17 protein-coding genes are annotated in these 18,447 nt (G+C 69.9%); 8 read left to right on the top strand and 9 right to left on the bottom strand.

Annotated features, from left to right (window positions below; genetic code table 11):
• The first annotated feature begins 103 nt into the window (after window positions 1-103).
• Complete coding sequence (gene hemE / locus NCO8_RS03410) at window positions 104-1,159, top strand: uroporphyrinogen decarboxylase (protein WP_371851993.1); 1,056 nt, start codon at window positions 104-106, stop codon at window positions 1,157-1,159.
• 187 nt (window positions 1,160-1,346) lie between these two features.
• The gene (locus NCO8_RS03405) at window positions 1,347-2,696 is read left to right on the top strand and encodes a protoporphyrinogen oxidase (RefSeq protein WP_067636235.1); all 1,350 of its coding nucleotides are present in this window, start codon (window positions 1,347-1,349) and stop codon (window positions 2,694-2,696) included.
• A gap of 152 nt (window positions 2,697-2,848) precedes the next feature.
• Here NCO8_RS03405 and NCO8_RS03400 read toward each other — a convergent pair whose 3' ends face one another.
• Window positions 2,849-3,199 carry a VOC family protein gene (locus NCO8_RS03400; protein WP_067636233.1) on the bottom strand — a complete coding sequence of 117 codons (351 nt, stop codon included), beginning with the start codon at window positions 3,197-3,199 and terminating at the stop codon, window positions 2,849-2,851.
• Between the two features lie 25 nt (window positions 3,200-3,224).
• On the opposite strand from NCO8_RS03400, the gene NCO8_RS03395 reads away from it, so the two are divergent.
• Window positions 3,225-3,416, top strand: coding sequence for a hypothetical protein (locus NCO8_RS03395; RefSeq protein WP_157104753.1), 192 nt, complete (start codon window positions 3,225-3,227; stop codon window positions 3,414-3,416).
• Window positions 3,417-3,459: 43 nt separating this feature from the next.
• Window positions 3,460-4,155 carry a hydrogen peroxide-dependent heme synthase gene (gene hemQ / locus NCO8_RS03390; RefSeq protein WP_067636657.1) on the top strand — a complete coding sequence of 232 codons (696 nt, stop codon included), beginning with the start codon at window positions 3,460-3,462 and terminating at the stop codon, window positions 4,153-4,155.
• A gap of 3 nt (window positions 4,156-4,158) precedes the next feature.
• Here the strand turns inward: hemQ and msrB are convergent, their stop codons facing one another.
• From msrB to NCO8_RS03370, 4 genes are all read right to left on the bottom strand, one after another.
• Window positions 4,159-4,584: a peptide-methionine (R)-S-oxide reductase MsrB gene (gene msrB, locus NCO8_RS03385; RefSeq protein ID WP_067492871.1), complete on the bottom strand. Its 426-nt coding sequence runs from the start codon at window positions 4,582-4,584 to the stop codon at window positions 4,159-4,161.
• A 40-nt stretch (window positions 4,585-4,624) separates the two neighbouring features.
• Window positions 4,625-5,944 (bottom strand): glycosyltransferase family 87 protein, encoded by a 1,320-nt coding sequence (locus NCO8_RS03380; RefSeq protein WP_174550287.1) that lies wholly within the window; start codon window positions 5,942-5,944, stop codon window positions 4,625-4,627.
• Between the two features lie 81 nt (window positions 5,945-6,025).
• Window positions 6,026-7,579: an alpha/beta hydrolase gene (locus tag NCO8_RS03375; RefSeq protein WP_067636230.1), complete on the bottom strand. Its 1,554-nt coding sequence runs from the start codon at window positions 7,577-7,579 to the stop codon at window positions 6,026-6,028.
• Between the two features lie 31 nt (window positions 7,580-7,610).
• The gene (locus NCO8_RS03370) at window positions 7,611-8,372 is read right to left on the bottom strand and encodes a pyrimidine reductase family protein (protein ID WP_067636228.1); all 762 of its coding nucleotides are present in this window, start codon (window positions 8,370-8,372) and stop codon (window positions 7,611-7,613) included.
• A 35-nt stretch (window positions 8,373-8,407) separates the two neighbouring features.
• Here NCO8_RS03370 and zapE point away from each other — a divergent pair, with 35 nt between their 5' ends.
• On the top strand, window positions 8,408-9,427 hold the full coding sequence (gene zapE / locus NCO8_RS03365; protein WP_067636226.1) for a cell division protein ZapE: 1,020 nt from the start codon (window positions 8,408-8,410) through the stop codon (window positions 9,425-9,427).
• A 3-nt stretch (window positions 9,428-9,430) separates the two neighbouring features.
• On the opposite strand, the gene NCO8_RS03360 is transcribed toward zapE, so the two are convergent.
• The gene (locus NCO8_RS03360) at window positions 9,431-9,970 is read right to left on the bottom strand and encodes a GNAT family N-acetyltransferase (protein ID WP_067492881.1); all 540 of its coding nucleotides are present in this window, start codon (window positions 9,968-9,970) and stop codon (window positions 9,431-9,433) included.
• Between the two features lie 94 nt (window positions 9,971-10,064).
• Between NCO8_RS03360 and NCO8_RS03355 the strand changes: the two genes are divergently transcribed.
• Both NCO8_RS03355 and NCO8_RS03350 read left to right on the top strand, forming a co-directional pair.
• Window positions 10,065-11,567, top strand: coding sequence for a flavin-containing monooxygenase (locus NCO8_RS03355; RefSeq protein ID WP_067636224.1), 1,503 nt, complete (start codon window positions 10,065-10,067; stop codon window positions 11,565-11,567).
• Window positions 11,568-11,622: 55 nt separating this feature from the next.
• Window positions 11,623-12,558: a LysR family transcriptional regulator gene (locus NCO8_RS03350; RefSeq protein ID WP_067636222.1), complete on the top strand. Its 936-nt coding sequence runs from the start codon at window positions 11,623-11,625 to the stop codon at window positions 12,556-12,558.
• Here the strand turns inward: NCO8_RS03350 and NCO8_RS03345 are convergent.
• Window positions 12,555-14,768 (bottom strand): hypothetical protein, encoded by a 2,214-nt coding sequence (locus NCO8_RS03345; RefSeq protein WP_067636220.1) that lies wholly within the window; start codon window positions 14,766-14,768, stop codon window positions 12,555-12,557. The genes NCO8_RS03350 and NCO8_RS03345 overlap by 4 nt on opposite strands.
• A gap of 384 nt (window positions 14,769-15,152) precedes the next feature.
• On the opposite strand from NCO8_RS03345, the gene NCO8_RS03340 reads away from it, so the two are divergent.
• Window positions 15,153-16,106: a hypothetical protein gene (locus tag NCO8_RS03340; RefSeq protein ID WP_245655218.1), complete on the top strand. Its 954-nt coding sequence runs from the start codon at window positions 15,153-15,155 to the stop codon at window positions 16,104-16,106.
• Here NCO8_RS03340 and NCO8_RS03335 read toward each other — a convergent pair.
• Both NCO8_RS03335 and mraY read right to left on the bottom strand, forming a co-directional pair.
• On the bottom strand, window positions 16,045-17,250 hold the full coding sequence (locus tag NCO8_RS03335; RefSeq protein WP_067636216.1) for a sigma-70 family RNA polymerase sigma factor: 1,206 nt from the start codon (window positions 17,248-17,250) through the stop codon (window positions 16,045-16,047). The genes NCO8_RS03340 and NCO8_RS03335 overlap by 62 nt on opposite strands.
• Before the next feature lie 39 nt (window positions 17,251-17,289).
• Window positions 17,290-18,363 (bottom strand): phospho-N-acetylmuramoyl-pentapeptide-transferase, encoded by a 1,074-nt coding sequence (mraY, locus tag NCO8_RS03330; protein ID WP_067493047.1) that lies wholly within the window; start codon window positions 18,361-18,363, stop codon window positions 17,290-17,292.
• Window positions 18,364-18,447: the final 84 nt, after the last annotated feature.

The following is an 18,447-nucleotide window of genomic DNA, read 5'->3' as shown; positions in this document are numbered from 1 at the left end:
GAGCGTCGCCGGCTCGCAGCCGGGGACGGGTGAGCCAGAGGCCGCGCGACTCTACCCCCATGTGGGGGCGGAGTCGCCCACCTCGCCGCCTAGGATCATCGTGGTGAGCACCTACACCCGCCGCCGGTTGACCGATGCCCCTTTCCTGGCCGCCGCCACCGGCGCGACGCCGAGCAGGCGACCGGTCTGGTTCATGCGTCAGGCAGGCCGTTCGCTGCCCGAGTACCGGGAGCTGCGCAAGGGCATCGGCATGCTCGAGTCCTGCTTCGACCCGGAGCTGGTGTGTGAGATCACCATGCAGCCGATCCGCCGTCACGGGGTGGACGCGGCGATCCTGTTCTCCGACATCGTCGTTCCGCTCAAGGCGGCGGGCATCGACCTCGACATCGTGCCCGGTGTCGGCCCGGTGATCGCCTCGCCGGTGCGCACCGAGGCCGATGTGCGCGCCCTGCCGAGGTTGCGTCCGGAAGAGGTCGGCGCGGTCACCGCGGGCGTGCGGCTGCTCACCGACGCGCTCGGTGACACCCCGCTCATCGGTTTCGCCGGTGCGCCGTTCACGCTGGCCTCCTACCTGGTGGAGGGTGGGCCGAGCAAGCAGCACGAGCGCACCAAGGCGATGATGCACGCCGACCCGAAGACCTGGCACGCGCTGCTCGGCACCCTCACCGACATCACCATCGCCTTCCTGCAGGCCCAGCTCGCCGCCGGTGTCGACGCGGTGCAGCTGTTCGATTCCTGGGCGGGCGCGCTGTCGCTGGCCGACTACCGCGAGTTCGTGCTGCCGCACTCTGAGCGCGTGTTCGCCGAGATCGCCGATGCGGGCGTGCCGCGCATCCACTTCGGTGTGGGCACCGGTGAGCTGCTCGGCGCGATGGGTGAGGCCGGTGCCGACGTGGTCGGTGTCGACTGGCGGGTGCCGCTCACCGACGCCGTGCGCCGGGTCGGCGCCGGAAAGGGACTGCAGGGCAACCTCGACCCGGCCATCCTGTTCGCCGGATTCGACGCGGTCGAGGCGGAAGCGCGGCGCATCGTCGCGGAGGCCGACGAGGCGATCACGCTCGGCGCGACCGGTCACATCTTCAACCTGGGTCACGGGGTGCTGCCGGATACCGATCCCGGCGTGCTGACGGCGCTGGTCGAACTCGTGCATTCGCTCTGAGGCACCAGGCCGAGGCGGCCGTCTGGCAATCCTCCCTCGCCGCCGCGCTCGACGGTCGTCGATCGCGCGGGTGGGTGGCGGGCGTTCGCCGCCGGTCACGAGCCGCACTCCGGAGCTCGACGTGACACTGCTGACACAGCGTGGGTGCGTCTTATCGGTGCGTCGGCCGCACGGCTACGGTCGGAGGATGCGGATCGCGGTTGTCGGGGGCGGAATCAGCGGGCTCGTCGTGGCGTACCGGCTGCGTCAGCGCCTCGGTGAGAGCGCCGATATCGTCGTGCTCGAGCAGCGCGGGCGGGTCGGCGGGGTGCTGCACACCGGTGAATTGGCCGGGGAGCCATTGGATCTCGGTGCTGAGGCGTTCGTCGGGCGCAGGCCCGAGGTGATCGAGTTGATGGGCGAACTCGGCCTCGACGATCAGCTGGTCCGACCCGCCGGGAAACGCCCACTGGTGTGGGCAGGGGGGAGTGCGCACCCGCTGCCGGGGCGGACCTTGATGGGCATTCCCTCCGATGCCGAATCGCTGCGCGGGCTCGTCGACGACGAAACCCTGCACCGGGTGGCGACCGAGCCGGAGCGGCCGCTGCGCTGGGAACCCGGTTCGGACGTGGACGTGCAGTCGCTGGTCGCCGAACGGTTCGGTCGGCAGGTCGTCGAACGCAGTGTCGATCCGCTGCTCGGCGGGGTGTACGCGGGGATCAGCGCGTCGATCGGCATCCGTGCGGCCCTGCCGACGCTGGCCGCTGCCCTCGATCAAGGCGCACCGAGTCTCACCGACGCCGTTCGGAAAGCGATGCCCGCCCCCAGCTCCGCGCCGGTCTTCGGTGGACTCCGCGACGGATACGGTGCCCTGCTCGCCGCGCTGACCGAGGCGTCGCGGGCCCGCTTGGTGACCGATCTCCCCGCGACACGGCTGGCCCGGTCACCCCGGGGTTGGGTGGTCGACCCGCTGGGCGCTGTCGACGCGGTCGTCCTCGCGACACCCGCGCCGGTCACCGCCCGACTGTTGCACTACGTCGCGCCCGAGGCGGCTGCTCTAGCGGATGGAATCGAACTGTCGTCGTCGGCGCTCGTCGCGATGGCACTGCCGAAAGACACCGCCCTGCCGGACAATTCAGGCATCCTCGTCGCCACCGGAGAACCCTTGCGCGCCAAGGCTTTCACCCTGTCCAGCCGCAAATGGCCGCACCTGGCCGCCCGTGATGTCGCCCTCGTCCGCGCCTCGTTCGGCCGCTTTGGCGACGAGAAACCCCTCACCTGGACCGACGACGAACTCGTCGCCGCGGCCGTCGAGGACCTGAGCGCCGTCACCGGAGCCACGATCACCCCGCACGCCGCCGTCGTCCAGCGCTGGCCCGGCGGCCTGCCCCAATACGCACCCGGCCACATCGAACGGATCGACGCCTTCGAAGCCGCGATCGCCCCGCTCGAAGGACTCGCCGTCGCAGGCGCCTACCTGCGCGGAGTCGGAGTTCCGGCGTGCGTCGCCGCAGGCACCGCCGCCGCGGAACGGGTCGCACACAGCCTTCACCATTGACACGGCTGCGCATTTGCGGCGGCACGCGGCGGGCACCACGACCGCACCAGCTTCAGCGAATCAAGATCATCACGCTCTGGTGGCGTTCGCCTCTCGCGCGCTACTTACCTGAGAGCGTGGTGATCAATCGTCCAGGTTCACGACGCCCGCGGCTAGTGGTGTTGGGCGATGTTGATGACGTTCCCGTCAGGTGCGCGGACGAAGAATCGGGTGATTCCCCAGGGTTCGGTGGTGAGGGGGTGGACGATCTCGAAGCCGCGCCGCTGCGCCTCGGTCAGCGCGGCCTCGACATCGTCGACTTTGATCGTCACGACCGGATTCTCCGGAGCGCTCGCGTCCCGCGTGACGACCTGCAGGTGCGCACCCGTCTCGGGCGAGGTGAACCGTGCGACCCAGCCGAGGTTGAACTCCTCGTCGCTGAGACCGAGGTAGTCCGCGTAGAAGCTTCTGGCGGCGTCGATATCGCCCACGGCAAGATCGGCGACCACACTGATGACGCGCATGAGATCCTCCTGTGCAGAGTTGTCGGTGTCAGCGCGACCGTACGCGGCCCGAAGACTCCGGTCGACGCTGACCAGTCCCGCTGAACGACCGACCCTGATCCTCGACCCCGATCTCGGTCCCGTCGAACTACACGCGGGGGAGGCGACCACCGTGACGGCCGTCTTCCGCGCCGACGAATCCTCGCCGTGGCGTGCGGTCGAGCACCACCTGGACTGATCCCGGCCGCCGCGTGAAATCCGCGCAGTGGCACCATGGATTCATGGCGCGACTCGACTACCAGGCCCTCAATTCCACCATCCGGTACCTGATGTTCTCGGTGTTCCAGGTACAGCCGGGCGTGCTCGGCGACGACCGGGCGGCGGCGATCAAGGAGGCGCAGACCTTCTTCGACGGGCTGGCCGACAAGGGTGTGGTGTTGCGCGGCATCTACGACGTGGCCGGGTTGCGTGCCGACGCCGATTTCATGCTGTGGACCCACGCCGAACGGGTCGAGGACCTGCAGGCCGCCTACGCCGATTTCCGGCGCACCACCGAGCTGGGCAAGGCCAGCGCCCCGGTGTGGAGCAATGTGGCCGTGCACCGCCCGGCGGAGTTCAACAAGAGCCACATCCCGGCGTTCCTCGCCGGTGAGGACCCGGGCAACTACATCTGCGTGTACCCGTTCGTGCGGTCCTACGAGTGGTACCTGCTGTCCGACGACGAGCGTCGTAAGATGCTCGCCGACCACGGCAAGGAGGCGCGCGGCTACCCGGATGTGCGAGCGAACACGGTGAGCTCGATGGCGCTCGGCGACTACGAGTGGATCCTCGCCTTCGAGGCACCGGAGCTGCACCGCATCGTCGACCTCATGCGCGACCTGCGCGCTACTGAGGCCCGCCTGCACGTCCGCGAGGAGACCCCGTTCTTCACCGGCCCGCGCGTAGAGGTCGAGCAGCTGATCAACGCCTTGCCGTAGGCACTACGCTTTCGGCTCGAGCTTGAGCGCGATCGAGTTGATGCAGTAGCGCTGGTCGGTGGGGGTGGGGTACCCCTCGCCCTCGAAGACGTGGCCGAGGTGGCTGTGGCAGTTCGCGCACAGCACCTCGACCCGGCGCATGCCGAGCGAGTCGTCGGGGCGCAGGATCACCGCGTCGGAATCGGCGGGGTCGAAGAACGACGGCCACCCGCAGTGCGAGTCGAATTTCTCTGTGCTGCGGAACAATTCGGCACCGCAGGCACGGCAGGTGTAGACGCCCTCGGTCTTGGTGTCGGTGTATTCGCCGACGAAAGGTCGCTCGGTGGCGGCCTCACGCAGCACGGCGTATTCCTCGGGGTTCAGTTTGGCCCGCCACTCCTGCGGCGTCAGCTGGATGCGCGGCGCGGGCAACGAGGTATCGGAACTCATCACTCCACGCTAATGGTTTCGCGCCGCGCGCGCCGAAACGCTACTTCAGGGCGGGTTCGCGTTCCTCGACCGGTGCCACCGGATCGTCGCGGTCAGGTGCCGATGCGGGGGCGGGTTTCTCCTCGACGCCGTCGCGCGAGTCGGGCGCCTTCGCCATCCAGGCCGGGTCGATGCCGAACTCCAGCCTGCCTTCGCGGCGGGCGGCCAGGTAGCGGTCACCGAGCACGCAGAACACGACGATGAGCAGCAGACCCCAGCCGAAGGTCACCCGCAGGTATTCGAGCGCGCGGCCGGTGCTCTGCCAGCGGTCCGACAACCACTTGTCGTATGTCATGAACCCGAAGATTGCCAGCCAGGCCGGCCAGTTGCGCAGCACGGAATTGCGCAGCACCACCGTCATCAGGAACGGGAACAGCATCATCGAGTAGTACATCTGGCCCAGCGAGGGCAGCAGGAAGGAGGCCGTGAGCAGCACGCCGGAGAACGTGGTCACGAAGAACAGTTCGTCCTCGCGGTAGTAGCGCCACAGCAGCCACAGCGACACCGCGACGACACCGGCCATCACCACCTGCACCAGCAGGATCAGCCAGTGCGGCAAGCCGTAGTAGGCGCCGTTGCCGCCGACCGAGCTGTTGAAGTAGTCGCGCGTCTGTGCCAGGTAGGGCAGCACGTGGGTGAAGAACCGTTCGGGGTCCTTCGACAGCGGCCAGGCCGCCGCGGTGAGCGCGACGGGCACACCGATACCGGTGATGAACACCTTCCACTGCCCGCGCACCGCCGCGACGAGCAGCAACGGAGCCAATGTCGGTTTCACGGCGATACTCAGGCCGAGCGCGGCGCCCGCCCACAGATCACGCCGCCGCAGCAGCAGATGAATGAACGCCAGCTCGGCCAGCAGCAGACACCCGTTGACATTGGTGAACACCAACGTGTTGATGACGGTCTCGGAGGCGAACATCGCCAGCAGCAGCGCGGGCGCGGCCACCGAACCGATGCCGAACTTGAACAACCGCAGCAGCAGGTACCAGGCGAGCAGGATCGCCGCGGCGTTCAAGGCGATGAACAGCCACCGCGACAGCTCGTACTCGATGATCGCGACCGGCGCGATCACCAGGGTTCCACTGGGCGGGTACAGGTAATGGGGGTCGACCGAGTCGAAGTTGGCCGTGTACACGGGCCTGCCGTTCAAGAACTCGAACGAGGCGTTGTACACCGGGCGATAGTCGTCGGTGACGAAACCGTTGATCGCCTTGATGAAGACACGGTTCAGCACCGTCATGACCGCGAACGGCCACAATGCGAACTTCATCACCTCGGCGGCGGTGCGAGCGGTGCGGGGCTCGAGCTGTCGGAACAACACTGGGGCACGGTACACCGGATCGGGTTGCGATGGTGTCGCCGGACCCGTCCGACGCGCCGTGACGCGCCGGTCGGATGCCGATCAGGCGGGGCAGGCGCCGCCGTCGGCGGGCAGTTTCCCCTCCGCTAGATAGGCGTTCACGGCCTGCTGCGCGCATCCGGAATGCGCGACCACCGGATGCCCCCAGCCCTGCCAGGTCATGGTGGCGTGCCGGGCGCCCGCGGCACCGAGCGCGCCGGTGACCGAGGCCGCGGCACCGCCGACGACGGGGTCGGCGGCACCGGCGAACACCAGCACGGGCAGCGACAGTTCGTCGGGCAGCGGCGGGGCGGTGGAGACGGGCCAGGCCGAGCACACCATCAGCCCGATCGCGGCGGTGCGACCGAAAACCGGATATTTGCCCGCCCAGGTGTCGGCCAGTTCGCGGGCCCGATCGGGGGTGGGCGGTTGCTGGCTGTCGGTGCACCGGTTCACGAACTCGCCGTCGGACGAGATCGCCGCCGCCTCACGCCCGACCAGTGCGATCAGCGGCCCCCGATCGCCGCGGTCGGCCGCGGCGAGGATGTCGGCCAGCGCGGTGACCCGGGTGTTCTGATCACCGCGCGGGCTCGACAGGAAACCGGTGAGCGCGGTCGCCAGGTCGGCGGCCGTCACCTCGCCCAGTCCGCCGGTCGTCGCCTTGTTCATCAACCCGACGACCGTCGCGCGCGGATCGGGTCCGAGGGCACAATTGGCCGCCTTGCAGCGCTGGGCGAACGCGGTGAGCGCGGCTTCGGCGCCGGTGACGCGCGCCTCGGCCATGGTCGCGGCGTCGGCGCCGACCGGTTCCGGTGCGTCGAGGACGAGCCGGGCCAAGTGGTCGCCGTAGCGGCGCGCGTAGCTGAGCGCGACCTTGCCGCCGTTGCCCGCGCCGAGCAGGTTGATCTTCTCGACCTGCCACTGCTTACGCAGCTGTTCGATGTCGTCGGCGGCGTGCGGTGCGTCGAAGGTGCCCTCGTAGGGCTGCAGGAAGTCGCGGCAGGCGATGGTCGCGTCCTGGCTGAAACCGGCGACGGCACCGACCTGGTCGGCGTTGCCGACACCGGTCTGCCCCAGATCGGTCAGTACCGCGCGCAATTGGGCCGGGATGCAGTCGATCGGCTGGGAGGCGCCGATGCCGCGCCGATCGACCGCGACGACCGGCTGGGCGGTGAGCAGCGCGCGGTTGGGGCCGATGGCCAGACCGGCGAGGGTGGAGGCCGAGGACCGGTCGGCGCCGGAGGTCAGCACCAGCGGGGCTACATCGGTGGGGGTCTCGGGCAGCCGGGCACGCAGGGCGCCCGCGCGGAAGGTGCCGAGCACGGTGCCCGCGGTGTCGATGGGCGTCGAGAAATCGGCGCATTCGAGCACGAGCCCGGTGGGCACGTCACCGAAGGCCAGCGAGCTGATGGTCGACTCGGTGCAGTCGCGCCAGGTGAGATCGGATTTGGGGACCTCGGCCGTGCCGAGATCCTCGGTTGTCACCTCTTGCGTCGCCACTCCACCGGCGCCCGGACGTTCCACCGCGACGACGGGCCGATCCGACGGTCCCGCCCCGCAGCCCGCGAGCATGATCGACAGTGTCGCGGCCGTTACCGCGGCCCGAGTCAAGCGCATGGCTACACCCTGCCAGGTTCGGCGCCGGGTTTCATCGACGGGCCCAGCGGGCCAGCACGGTGCCGTCGTCGTCGAGCACCAACTGCTTGCGTGCCATCGAGGTACCGAATTGCTTCGCCGACAGCGAGATTCGCCCCCCCGCCCCGCCGACCAGCAGCGGCGCCGTGGTGAGGCACAGTTCGTCGACCAGGTCGGCCTCGGCCAGCTGACCGAACAGGTGCGGCCCGCCCTCGCACAGCACCCGCAGCAATCCGCGCTCGGTGAGCACCCGCAGCAGCGCCGCGGGCGTGATCGCGAACTCCGCCGCGACCACCACCTCGGCGCCCGCGTCCTCGAGCGCCGTGACGCGGTCCCTGTCGGCCTGGGCGGTGGTGAGGATCAGCGGCGGGGTCCGCGCGTCGGTGAACAGCCGCGCCGCCGGATCGAGATTCGCGCTGCCCGACACCACGGCGATCGGTGGTGGGCTGCCGTCCTCGCTGCCGCCGACCCCGTGCCGGAAATGCGCCCGCCGGTGTTCGTCGTCGGTGCGGGCGCCGCCGTAGTTCTCGGTGCGCACGGTGCCCGCGCCGACCAGGATCACGTCGGCGAGCTCGCGCAGCAGCTTGAACACCAGCTTGTCGGCCGGGGTGGCCAAGCCCTTCGTCACGCCGTCGACGGCGAGCGCGCCGTCGATGCTGCTGACGAAGTTGGCCCGCACCCACGGCCGCTCCAGGTGCCTCGGGTACGCATAGCTCCTGGCCAGTGCGTCGGCGTCGAGATCTGCGAGCTGGGTCACATTAGGGATACGCTGCATAGGTACCGATGCAACCACGTCCGTACGATTCGCACATGCAAGAACGCCTCGTCGATCGCCACCCGGAGGTCCCGGCCGACCAGCTCGTCGCCCAGATGGTGCCCCCGCCCATGTTCGACGAGGTCAGCTTCGCCTCCTACATTCCCGACCCCAAGGAACCCAGCCAGGCGGCCGCGGTTCGCAAGGCCGAGGAATTCGCCGGTCAGGTCGCCAAGATCCACAAGGCCGCGTCGAAGAAGAGCCTCTTCGGCAAGAAGAAGGCCGTCACCGGCGCGGGCCTGTACCTCGACGGTGGTTTCGGTGTGGGCAAGACCCACCTGCTCGCCTCGATCTTCCACAGCGCGCCCGCGCCGAAGTCGTTCGGCACCTTCGGCGAGCTGACCAACCTGGTCGGCGCTCTCGGTTTCGTCAACGCGGTGGAACGGCTCTCCGCCAACAGCCTGCTGTGCATCGACGAGTTCGAACTCGACGACCCGGGCGACACCACGATGGTCTCGCGCCTGCTCACCGAGCTGTCCGCCGCGGGCGTCTCGATCGCGGCCACGTCCAACACCCTGCCGAGCCAGCTCGGCGAGGGCCGTTTCGCCGCACAGGACTTCCTGCGCGAGATCAAGAAGCTCGGCGCCATCTTCGAGCCGGTGCGCGTCGACGGTCCCGACTACCGGCACCGCGACCTGCCGCCCGCTCCCGAGCCCACCTCGCCCGAGGTGCTGGCCGAACGGGCCGCCGCCACACCGGGTTCCACCCTCGACGACTACGACGCCCTGCTCTCGCACCTGAGCACCCTGCACCCGTCGAAGTACGGCGCGCTCATCAACGGTGTCACGTCGGTGTTCGTCGCCGGGGTGCACCCGGTGACCGACCAGGCCGTCGCGTTGCGCATCGTCGTGCTCGCCGACCGCCTCTACGACGCGAGCATCCCCGTCACCGTGTCCGGCGCCAAGCTCGACGAGATCTTCTCCCAGGAGATGCTCGACGGCGGGTACCGCAAGAAGTACCTGCGCGCCATCTCGCGTCTGCTCGCGCTGTCGCGGTTCGAGGCCGCTACCGCCTAGGGATCACAGCTTCCGTTCGAAGACGAAATCGTCGTGCACCTGGTTGCCGACGGTCATCGTCTTGGTGCCCACCCGCACGAACCCGTGCTTGCCGTAGAAGCGTTGCGCGCGTTCGTTGTCCTGGTTGACCCCGAGCCACACCGCGTCGGCACCCGACTCGCGCGCGGCGTCGACCGCGGCGTCCATGAGCGCACCGGACACCCCGGTGCCGTGGTGGCCGGGCAGCACGTACATCTTGCTGAGTTCGACCACCGACCCCGGGCTGACCTGTGCGTCGATGGCCGGATCGGTCGGCCTGCCCGCGATCAACATGGCGTAGCCGACGATCTCGTCACCGTCGACGGCCTTGAGGACCGTGCGATCCGGGTCGGACAGGTACTCGCCGAAACGGTCGCCCGACAGCATCTGGGTCAGGAAGATCTCGATGTCGGCCGGGTCGGCCTGCGGGGGACAGGCCAGCGGGAACGTCGCGGTCGCCACATCGCTGAGGGCTTCGGCGTCCCAGAGTCCGGCCCGGTCGACGACGACGGAGCTGTTGGTCATCGTTCCAGTACAGCACGGGCGTGGCGGTGGTAGACAGCACCGTGGGCATCGCGGCGGTGGCACCGTGACGGCGGTCCCGAGTACTCTCCTGCCCATGACTAGCGGTAGCCGCATCGGGATCGTCGGTGCGGGAGTTGCGGGATTGGCTTGCGCGAAGGTGTTGAGTCAGGCCGGGTTCCCGGTCGAAGTCTTCGATCGAGCCCCTGACGTGGGCGGTGTGTGGAGCGTCACCCGCCGCTACCCGGGCCTGCGTTCACAGAACAGCAAGCACACCAACCACTTCAGCGACCACCCGATGCCGGAGGACTACCCGCGCTGGCCGGACGGTCAGCAGATGCAGGCCTACCTCGCCGGGTACGCGCAGAAGTTCGGTCTCACCGGGAACCTGCGGCTCGGCACCGAGGTGGTCGCGGCCGACCCGGTCGACAGCGGCTGGTTGCTCGAGATCCGCGACGGGATGGGGGTGCACCGCAGCACCTGCGATCACCTGATCGTCGCCAACGGTGTGTACAGCGACCCGGTGCTGCCGGACCTGCCCGGTGCGGCCGCCTTCCGTGCCGCGGGCGGGCAGCTGTGTCATGTCTCCCAGTTCCACGACGCCGAACTGGCGCGCGACCGTTCGGTGGTCGTCGTCGGGTACGGCAAGTCGGCCTGCGATGTGGCCGAGGCGGTGAGTCATCTCGCCGACGAGACCAGCGTGGTCGCCCGCAGGCTCACCTGGAAGATGCCGCGCAAGTTCGGATTCGGCACCGACTACGAACGATTGCTGCTCACCCGCGCGGGTGAGGCGCATTTCCCGTCCCGATTCGGCCACCGCGCCGAACGCCTGCTCGACCGGCTCGCCCTGCGCGAGGCGAACCTCGACCTGCTGCAGGAACGGGTGACGCGCAAGCTGCGGCTGCGCGAGCTCGGCCTGGTCCCCGACGGTTCACTGGCCGAGATGGCGACCAGCAGCGCCGCGCTGGTCACCGAGGGGTTCTTCGATCAGGTCGAGGCGGGCCGCATCGCCGTGCATCGCGACGCCGAGATCGTCGAACTCATCGGCGGGCAGCACGGGCCGGCGGTCCGGTTGTCCGACGGGACGCTGAAACTGGCCGAGATCGTGGTGTGCGCCACCGGATATCGCCAGGAGGTACCGTTCCTCACCCCGTTCGTGCGCCGCGCGCTCACCGACGAGGCGGGCGACTTCCGGCTCTACCGCCACATCCTGCCCGTCGAGGTGCCCAACCTCAGTTTCGCCGGCTACAACAGCTCCAATGTGAGCGCCCTCAGCGCCGAAGTCGGCGCGCACTGGATCGCGGGGCTGCTCACCGGCGCCTTCGTGCCGCCGGTGGCCGAACTGATGAACAACGACATCGACGAACGCCTGGCCTGGTCGCGGGCCCGTAGCAACGGTGCGCACGCGCACGGTGCGTCGGTGATCCCGTTCTCGCTGGGCAATATCGACGAGATGCTCGACGACCTCGGCACCCCGCTGCCGCTGTCGGCCCGGCTCGGGCAATGGGTGCGCCCGGTGCGGCCCGCGACCTACCGCGGCGTGCTGCGCAACCGCAATGCCGCCCCGGCGCCGACGCCGGTCGCGGTGGTCGAGGGATAACCGACACGCGGTGCGGCCGCTTGGTGGCGAACCGGGCGTTGGTGATAATCCTCGCGTGGAAGCGCTGGATCTGAACCTGCTGCCCGCCTTGGACGCGCTGCTCGACACCAACAGCGTCACCGAGGCGGCCCGGCGACTGCACACCTCCACCTCGGCGATGAGCCGAACCCTCACTCGGTTGCGTGAGGTGTTCGGTGACCCGCTGCTCGTGCGTTCCGGCAGGCATCTGGTGCCCACCCCGCGCGCCCTGGAACTGCGCCAGGACGTGGCGGCGCTGGTCGAGGCGAGCCGGGTGCTGCTCACCTCGCACGAGGGCGGAGGTGTTCGCAGGCAGCGGGACTTCGTTGTCCGCGTGGGTGATGCGGTGGCGGCGCGGCTCGCGGGACCGCTGCTCGGCGCGGTCGGGACGCAACTGCCCGGCGTGACGGTTCGGCTGCTGGCCGCGGACCCCGCCGACAGCGCCGTTGCCCTGCGCGACGGGCAGGTCGACATCGAAGTGGGCGTGCTCGGCCGCACCGACCCCGAAACCGTTGTGCAGCGGTTGTTCAGCGACCGCTGGGTCGGTGTCGCGGCCGCCGGCCATCCCTTCGCCACCGACCGCCCCACCGTCGCCGCCTACGCCTCCGCGCGCCACCTCGAGGTGTCACCCACCGGCCGCACCCACAGTCCCATCGACGACCGCCTCGCCCTGCACGGCCGCACCCGCCGCGTCGTCGCGACCGTCGCCGACCTGGCGACCGCGTTGTTCACCGTGGCGACCACCGAGCTGATCTGCCCCGCCCCCGCGGCGTTGTCCCGCCCGGCCTGCCAGGCGCTCGGCCTGGCCACCTTCGAGATCCCACTGCCGTTGCCCGCCCCCGTCGTCGCGATGGCCTGGCATCCGCGCAATACCGCCGACGCGGGCCATCGCGCCGTGCGCGAACTCGTCGCGACGGTACTGCGCGACGCACCGGAGGCGCCTGATGTGCGCTCGGTGGGAGTCGCCGTCTAGCCGAGGTCCTGCGTCGGCGGACCGAAGACGTCGCGGCGGCCGGGTGGCAGGCCGGCGGAGCGCTTGAGCTCGTCGAGCATGGCCTGCAGTTTGTCCACGTGGGCGGCGGATTCGAGGTCGAAGGCGCGGTAGGTGCCGGTCACCGTGATGCCTGCCGGGTCGGTGGCCGTGGGGATGGGGGCAGGGCCGAGGTTGTCGTCGGCGCTCGACGAGGTGTGGGTGGCGGGCAGGTCGACCGCCGGGGCGGGTCGGCCGTGCCGGGTCCCGGTGTCGTTGTCGGAGTTGGTGAATCGCGCGGTGCTGTGAGCCGCCTGGGCCGCGAGCGGACCTGTGTTCGCGTCCTGTCCGAACGTCCGGCCGTTCTCCTCGGCGCTGTGACCGTGCGGTCGGCTGGATTGCTCGCCTCGGTCGTATCGGCCGTTCGCCGCTTCGTCGGACGGGCCGGGTTGAACACCCTGGGTGATGCGGTCCGCCTGCTGGTGCGTCCGGCCGGGATCGCCCGCCCCCTGGGCGGAGTGGCCCGCCTGATGCGGGTAGTCCGCCGGCAGCGCTGTTCCGCCGGACCGGTCGACGGATTCCGTCGCCGGGCTGGTTCGGTAGTCGGTTCCGCCGACCGACGGCTCGGACCGAGGTGCCTGGTCGAGGTGCTCCGACGGCGCGGTGGCTCGGCCCGGCACGTGCCCGGCGTCGACCTGGGCCGAATCGGCGGGTGGCGGGGCGACCAAACGCGCGGGGGCTGCCGGTTTGTCGGTGGTGGTCGAGTTGCGAGGCGTGAAGTCGGCGAAGACGGACTCGCCGCGGGAGTCCGTGGTGAAGCCGTTGCGGGCGTGACCGTTTCGCGGCGGGGTGGGAAGGGTCGTCTCCACGTCGTCGTCGAAGGACCACTGGATCCCGTTGGCACTGCCGTTCTTCGGCCCGGAACCCGGCCGATCGGCGAACCCGTTGAAGGTCGTCCCGTTCGTCACGATCCGGGCTTCGGCCGCGTGAGCATCTTCGGCCGGGATGATTCCGGCACGTTCTTGCTCACCCGGACCCGAGTGCCCACCCGTGCCGGCCATCGGTGCGCGCGCCGAGCTCGCCTGCTGGTCGTCGACGCGACCCGACGCGGAGGCGACGCGGTGCGCATCCCCCGCATCGCCGACCCGCTCACCCGCCGTGCCTGCGCCGGAGGAGCTGTGCCGCACGTCGTCCGGTCCGCTGGGATGATCGACGGAGGGGCGAAGGTCGGTCGCCCGGAGGGGGGCGGATCCGTTGCGCTGAGCCTGCGGATCGACTCCGTTGGGCGACCAGGTCACATTGCCGGAAGTGGTGTGGCGTTCGGTGCCACGGGTCTCGGTGGGGACCTTGCCGACCGGCCGGGCGCGTTCGACGCTCGCGGACCCGCCCGAAACGGCAGCGGCGTCTTCATCGTGGCGGCCGAGCTCATCGGTCGAATCCGGTAGCGGAACAGCACGATTCGCGGCGAGACCGACTCCTTGTGCCGCGATGTCGTCGGCCACCCCACGCGCCGGTGCCTCCCGCTCCGGCTGCGCGGGCAGTCGGCCGTTCACACGCTGCGCATTCGGGACGGCTTCCCGCACAGGCGCTTCCGGCACATGCGCACCGTTCACCTTCGGTCGCTGTGCGGAGTCACCGCGCGCACCGCGGGCCGCCTGGGGTTCAGGATCGCCGAGCCCCGACGACTCGACCGCGAACGCGGCGGTACGAGGCTCGCCCTCCTCGTGCGACGCGGCTCGACCACGTTCGCCCGCAACCACACCGCTCTGCGGTTCGGTCGTCGCGCGGGGGACCGGGGGAGCGGTGATGGGCCAGGTGGGATCCCCGAGGTGGTCGGGGACCGAGCGGCTCGACTGACGGCGCTCCAGCGGCGGCTTGCTGGCTTCCTCGTAGGCGGCGGCCCGCTCGGCGGCCTCGCGGACTTCTCGTCTGCTGCGCCCACGGGCGGGTGGTGGGGCCGGATCGTCGCCGCCGTCGAGCGCGTCGAGCCGGGCACTGAGCCGGGAAATGTCCTGTGACGCATGGAAAGCCCAGGCTTCGAGGCGGCGGATGCGGAGCTGGTCGGGCACGTCCTCGTCGTCACCGGGGAAGCCGGGGACCTCCTGGGCGACGCGCGCGGCGACGACATCGAGCTTCTCGCTGACCTCACGCAGCGCCGCGGCGATATTCGCCAGCATCGACCCGATGGTTTCGTCGTGCTCAGCGTGGTTCATGCACACCCTACTTCCGGTGGACGGCGAGCGTGCCCGCCTCGGCCGCCTGCGATCATATCCACCGGTGCCCGCCGACGCGTTGTAGTGATCCTCGGCCGGTGCGCCAGGCGACGCGCCGAACCTTTTCGTAATCGGGACGAAAAGGACCGGCAACCCGGGGGGTCTGTGTATCGAAATGATCAAGATCTTCGCCGGTCCGTGCGACGTTGGCACAATGAAAGGGCTTGATATACAAGCAATGTCGTCGTTGTGATCTCGATCACCACACGGCGACGCACCCGAGTGCGGGTCAAGGGGGCTGGCGGCGTGTCGGCGGCTGCGGGAACCTGAGTGCAGGTCGTGGGCGCGGGGCGTACGGCAGGCCCCTGGTGAGGGAGTGATGGTGTGAGGACGAAGCGGCGAAGCGACACCCAGGTGGTGTGCGGACGGCGGGCGCTGCTCGACGAACTCGGGATCTCCGAGGGCGGTCGTCGCGCGGCGCCCGAACGCACCGGTTACGGCTGTGGTTGCCCCGATTGCGTTGCGAAGCAATGGAATACCCAGCGGCTCGAACATTGGATCTGTGGCAGGCTGACGGCGGCGGGCGCCGACGAGGCGCAGGTGGACGCCCGGGTGGGCGATATCCCCGTAGACATCTACTGGCGCCGTGGCGAGCGGCGCGGCGTGGTCGAGGTGCGCAGCGGCCCCCTCGACATCACCGCCGCCCGCGCGCACCGCGAACACCTGCGCGAAGCGGGCATCGACGACGTGCTGTGGGTGGTCCCGCGCGGGTACTGGGTGCCGCTGGTGCCCGCGGTCGGTATCGCCGACTTCGCGCCCGCCGGTGCCGAATACCGCATCGATCAGGGCATGCTCACCGCCGGTGAGTCGGGTTTCGCCGCACCGGTGCGGGCGGGCTGGGCGCTGCGGGAGTTCCTCGAGGGCTGGGTGGCGGACGACATCGCCTGGGGTCATGTGGATGTGATGAACGGAGGGTGGGCCGAGATGGGCACCTGGGAAAAGCACACGGCGGCGCAGGCCGCGATGATCGAACGTCAGCGCAATCAATTGCGCGACCAGCGAGTGGAACTGGCGGTGTCGCGACAGGCCGTGCGCGACAAGCAGCGGTTGGTGACCAGGCTGCATCACCGCATCGAACGCGCGGCCGCGGCCGCCGACGCCCATGCCATCACCCTGGCCGGCTTGCGCAGCGAGCTGGTCGCCCAGCAGCGGACCGCGGCGGGCCTGCGCGCCACGATCACCCGGATGGATCGCACCCTCGATCAGTGGCAGTGGCTCACCTGCTGCGCGATGCTGCTGGTTGTCGCGGTGCTCGCCGGGGCGATGGTGATGCGCTGAGCCGCATCGGCAACCGGTCGAACTGCCAGTCGTTGCGCAGTACGAGGGCGGCCAGGTCGAGCAGGTCGAGGCCGGTCTCGGTGAGCACGGCGGCGAGGCCGACCCGGTCGTAGGGGCCGGTGGCCAGGTCGGTGGCGATGCGCTGTTCGGCGGCCGCGTCGACGGCACGGGTGCGCAGTTGTGCGGTGCCGATCTCGCTGCCGGTCCAGGTGAGCGCACCCCAGCCGCGTTCGTGAGCGTGGGCGCGCACCAGATCGGCCTGAAGCCTGTTGTGGTGGAACATGGTCCGGCCCAGCGGTACCACGTCGATCAGCACCGTTCGGCCGTCGCTGAGCCGGGCGGCGACCGAGGGGTAGTGCACGTGGTTCTCACCCGCGAACGTGTAGGTGAGGGCGGCGGGTTCCTCCTGGAATGCCGCGACGGCCGGGCTGGCGTCGAGCGTGCGCAGCAGGCGGGCGACCAGCGCCGAATCGTAGGCGACGTCGCGCCCGGCCTTGGCCAGGTAGAACCGGCCGCGCCCGTCGTCGTCGGCATCGGCCACCCGCGCCGAGACGGTGGGTAACGGGGCGGGGGAGCCGTCCGGCCAGTCGGTCCCCGCGAGTACGGCGTCCAGGTCGTCGATGTCGTCGTCCGGGGCGTGCAGTTTGGCCAGGATGCTCGCGGTCTTCTTCTGCCAGCCCAGGATTCGCTGCATGACGTAACCGGCGACCCGCCGGGCGTCGGTCTGGTCGTGTCCGGCCAGGCGCAGCTTCAGATACGACCACTCCATGGCGACCAGGTCGGTGTCGGTCGCGTAGGTCTCGGTGAGCAGGGTGCGCACCAGGCGCAGATCGCCCGCCTCACGCGGGTATCGGTGTGCGAACACCTCGGCGGAGCGGTGTCCGGATCGGGTGGCCTCGCGCAGGATGCGCCCGATCGCCTTGGTGTAGAGCTGACGGGCCCGGTCGCGGGCGAGGTCGTAGCGGGCGCCGACGCGGGTGAGGGTTTCCGGGCGCTGTCCGCCGATGCCCAGGCGCAGCCCGACCACCCGCGCCTCGCGTGCCGCGCGTTCGGCGTGGTCGACGAGCAGTTCGCCGACCAGTTCGTCGAGCTCCTCGAGCTCGAACGAGACGTCGGCGGCGATGTCGTGGCCCGGTTCTCTCATGATCGCGTCAGCGTAGCGGCGAACACCGACAATGTTGTGTCACAGCGACGTCAGGTACTCGCTGTAGAACAGGCACAGCCCCGTCGCCGAGGCGATGCCCGCCAGCACCCAGAACCGGATGATGACCGTGGTCTCCGGCCAGTTGTCGAGTTCGAAATGGTGGTGGAACGGCGCCATCCGGAACAGCCGGGTGTGGGTGGTGCGGAAGACGACGATCTGCAGCACCACCGACATGATCTCGGCGACGAACAGTCCGCCGAGCACCACCGCGAGCAGTTCGGTGTGGCTGGTGATCGACAGCCCGGCCAGCAGACCGCCGAGGCCGAGGGATCCGGTGTCGCCCATGAAGATCTTGGCGGGCGCGGCGTTCCACCACAGGAATCCGACACAGGCCGCCGCTCCGGCCGCGCTCACCATCGCCAGGTCGAGCGGGTCGCGGACGGTGTAGCAGGCGCGGCCGGGGGTGATCTCGCAGGAGTGGTCGTACTGCCACAGCGTGATCACCACGTAGGCGCCGAGGGTCAGGGTCATCGACCCGGCGGCCAGCCCGTCGAGCCCGTCGGTGATGTTCACCGCGTTCGACCAGGCGACCACCAGCAGCACTACGAACAGCACGAAGAACAGCGACGCGAAGGTGATGGTCGGGATGTCACGCACATACGACAGGTTGCGGCCCGCCGGAGTGAGTCCGGTGGCGCCGGGGAATCGCAGCACCAGCACCGCGAACACGACCGCCGCCGAGATCTGCCCCAGATATTTGCCCGCCGCGGTGAGCCCGAGATTGCGGTGTTTGCGCAGTTTGATCGAGTCGTCGAGGAAGCCGACCACGCCGAGCGCCGAGGCGAGCAGCAGCACCAGAACGCCCGACGCACTGGGACCCGGTGCGTCCCACAGTGTTCCGATCAGGTGCGAGCCCAGGTAGCCGCCCCACACGCCCGCACCGATGGCGAGACCACCCATCGTCGGTGTGCCGCGTTTGGTGTGGTGGCTGGCGGGCCCGTCGATCCGGATCTCCTGCCCGAAACCGCGCCGCGCGAACACCCGGATGAGCACCGGGGTGAGCGTGATGGTGATGAACAGGGCGATGCCCGCCGACAACAGGATCTGTCTCACATTGCCCCTCCGTCCCGCCTGTCCCGCCATCCGCTGCGGCCCCGGCGGCGCCGTGCCGATCCTAGGGGAGGCCACCGGGTTGCG

Origin of the sequence: Nocardia coubleae NBRC 108252 (genome assembly GCF_001612805.1) — a bacterium.
Classification (GTDB): domain Bacteria; phylum Actinomycetota; class Actinomycetes; order Mycobacteriales; family Mycobacteriaceae; genus Nocardia; species Nocardia coubleae.
Note: the sequence above shows the minus strand (reverse complement) of the source record. Positions and strands in the feature narration are given on the sequence as shown.

What these genes read in the sequence shown, in the direction of transcription:
- NCO8_RS03405 (WP_067636235.1), top strand. Translation starts at nt 1,347, where the DNA reads ATGCGGATCGCGGTTGTCGGGGGCGGAATCAGCGGGCTCGTCGTGGCG.
- NCO8_RS03400 (WP_067636233.1), bottom strand. Translation starts at nt 3,199, where the DNA reads ATGCGCGTCATCAGTGTGGTCGCCGATCTTGCCGTGGGCGATATCGAC.
- hemQ (WP_067636657.1), top strand. Translation starts at nt 3,460, where the DNA reads ATGGCGCGACTCGACTACCAGGCCCTCAATTCCACCATCCGGTACCTG.
- msrB (WP_067492871.1), bottom strand. Translation starts at nt 4,584, where the DNA reads ATGAGTTCCGATACCTCGTTGCCCGCGCCGCGCATCCAGCTGACGCCG.
- NCO8_RS03375 (WP_067636230.1), bottom strand. Translation starts at nt 7,579, where the DNA reads ATGCGCTTGACTCGGGCCGCGGTAACGGCCGCGACACTGTCGATCATG.
- NCO8_RS03370 (WP_067636228.1), bottom strand. Translation starts at nt 8,372, where the DNA reads ATGCAGCGTATCCCTAATGTGACCCAGCTCGCAGATCTCGACGCCGAC.
- zapE (WP_067636226.1), top strand. Translation starts at nt 8,408, where the DNA reads ATGCAAGAACGCCTCGTCGATCGCCACCCGGAGGTCCCGGCCGACCAG.
- NCO8_RS03360 (WP_067492881.1), bottom strand. Translation starts at nt 9,970, where the DNA reads ATGACCAACAGCTCCGTCGTCGTCGACCGGGCCGGACTCTGGGACGCC.
- NCO8_RS03355 (WP_067636224.1), top strand. Translation starts at nt 10,065, where the DNA reads ATGACTAGCGGTAGCCGCATCGGGATCGTCGGTGCGGGAGTTGCGGGA.
- NCO8_RS03345 (WP_067636220.1), bottom strand. Translation starts at nt 14,768, where the DNA reads ATGAACCACGCTGAGCACGACGAAACCATCGGGTCGATGCTGGCGAAT.
- NCO8_RS03335 (WP_067636216.1), bottom strand. Translation starts at nt 17,250, where the DNA reads ATGAGAGAACCGGGCCACGACATCGCCGCCGACGTCTCGTTCGAGCTC.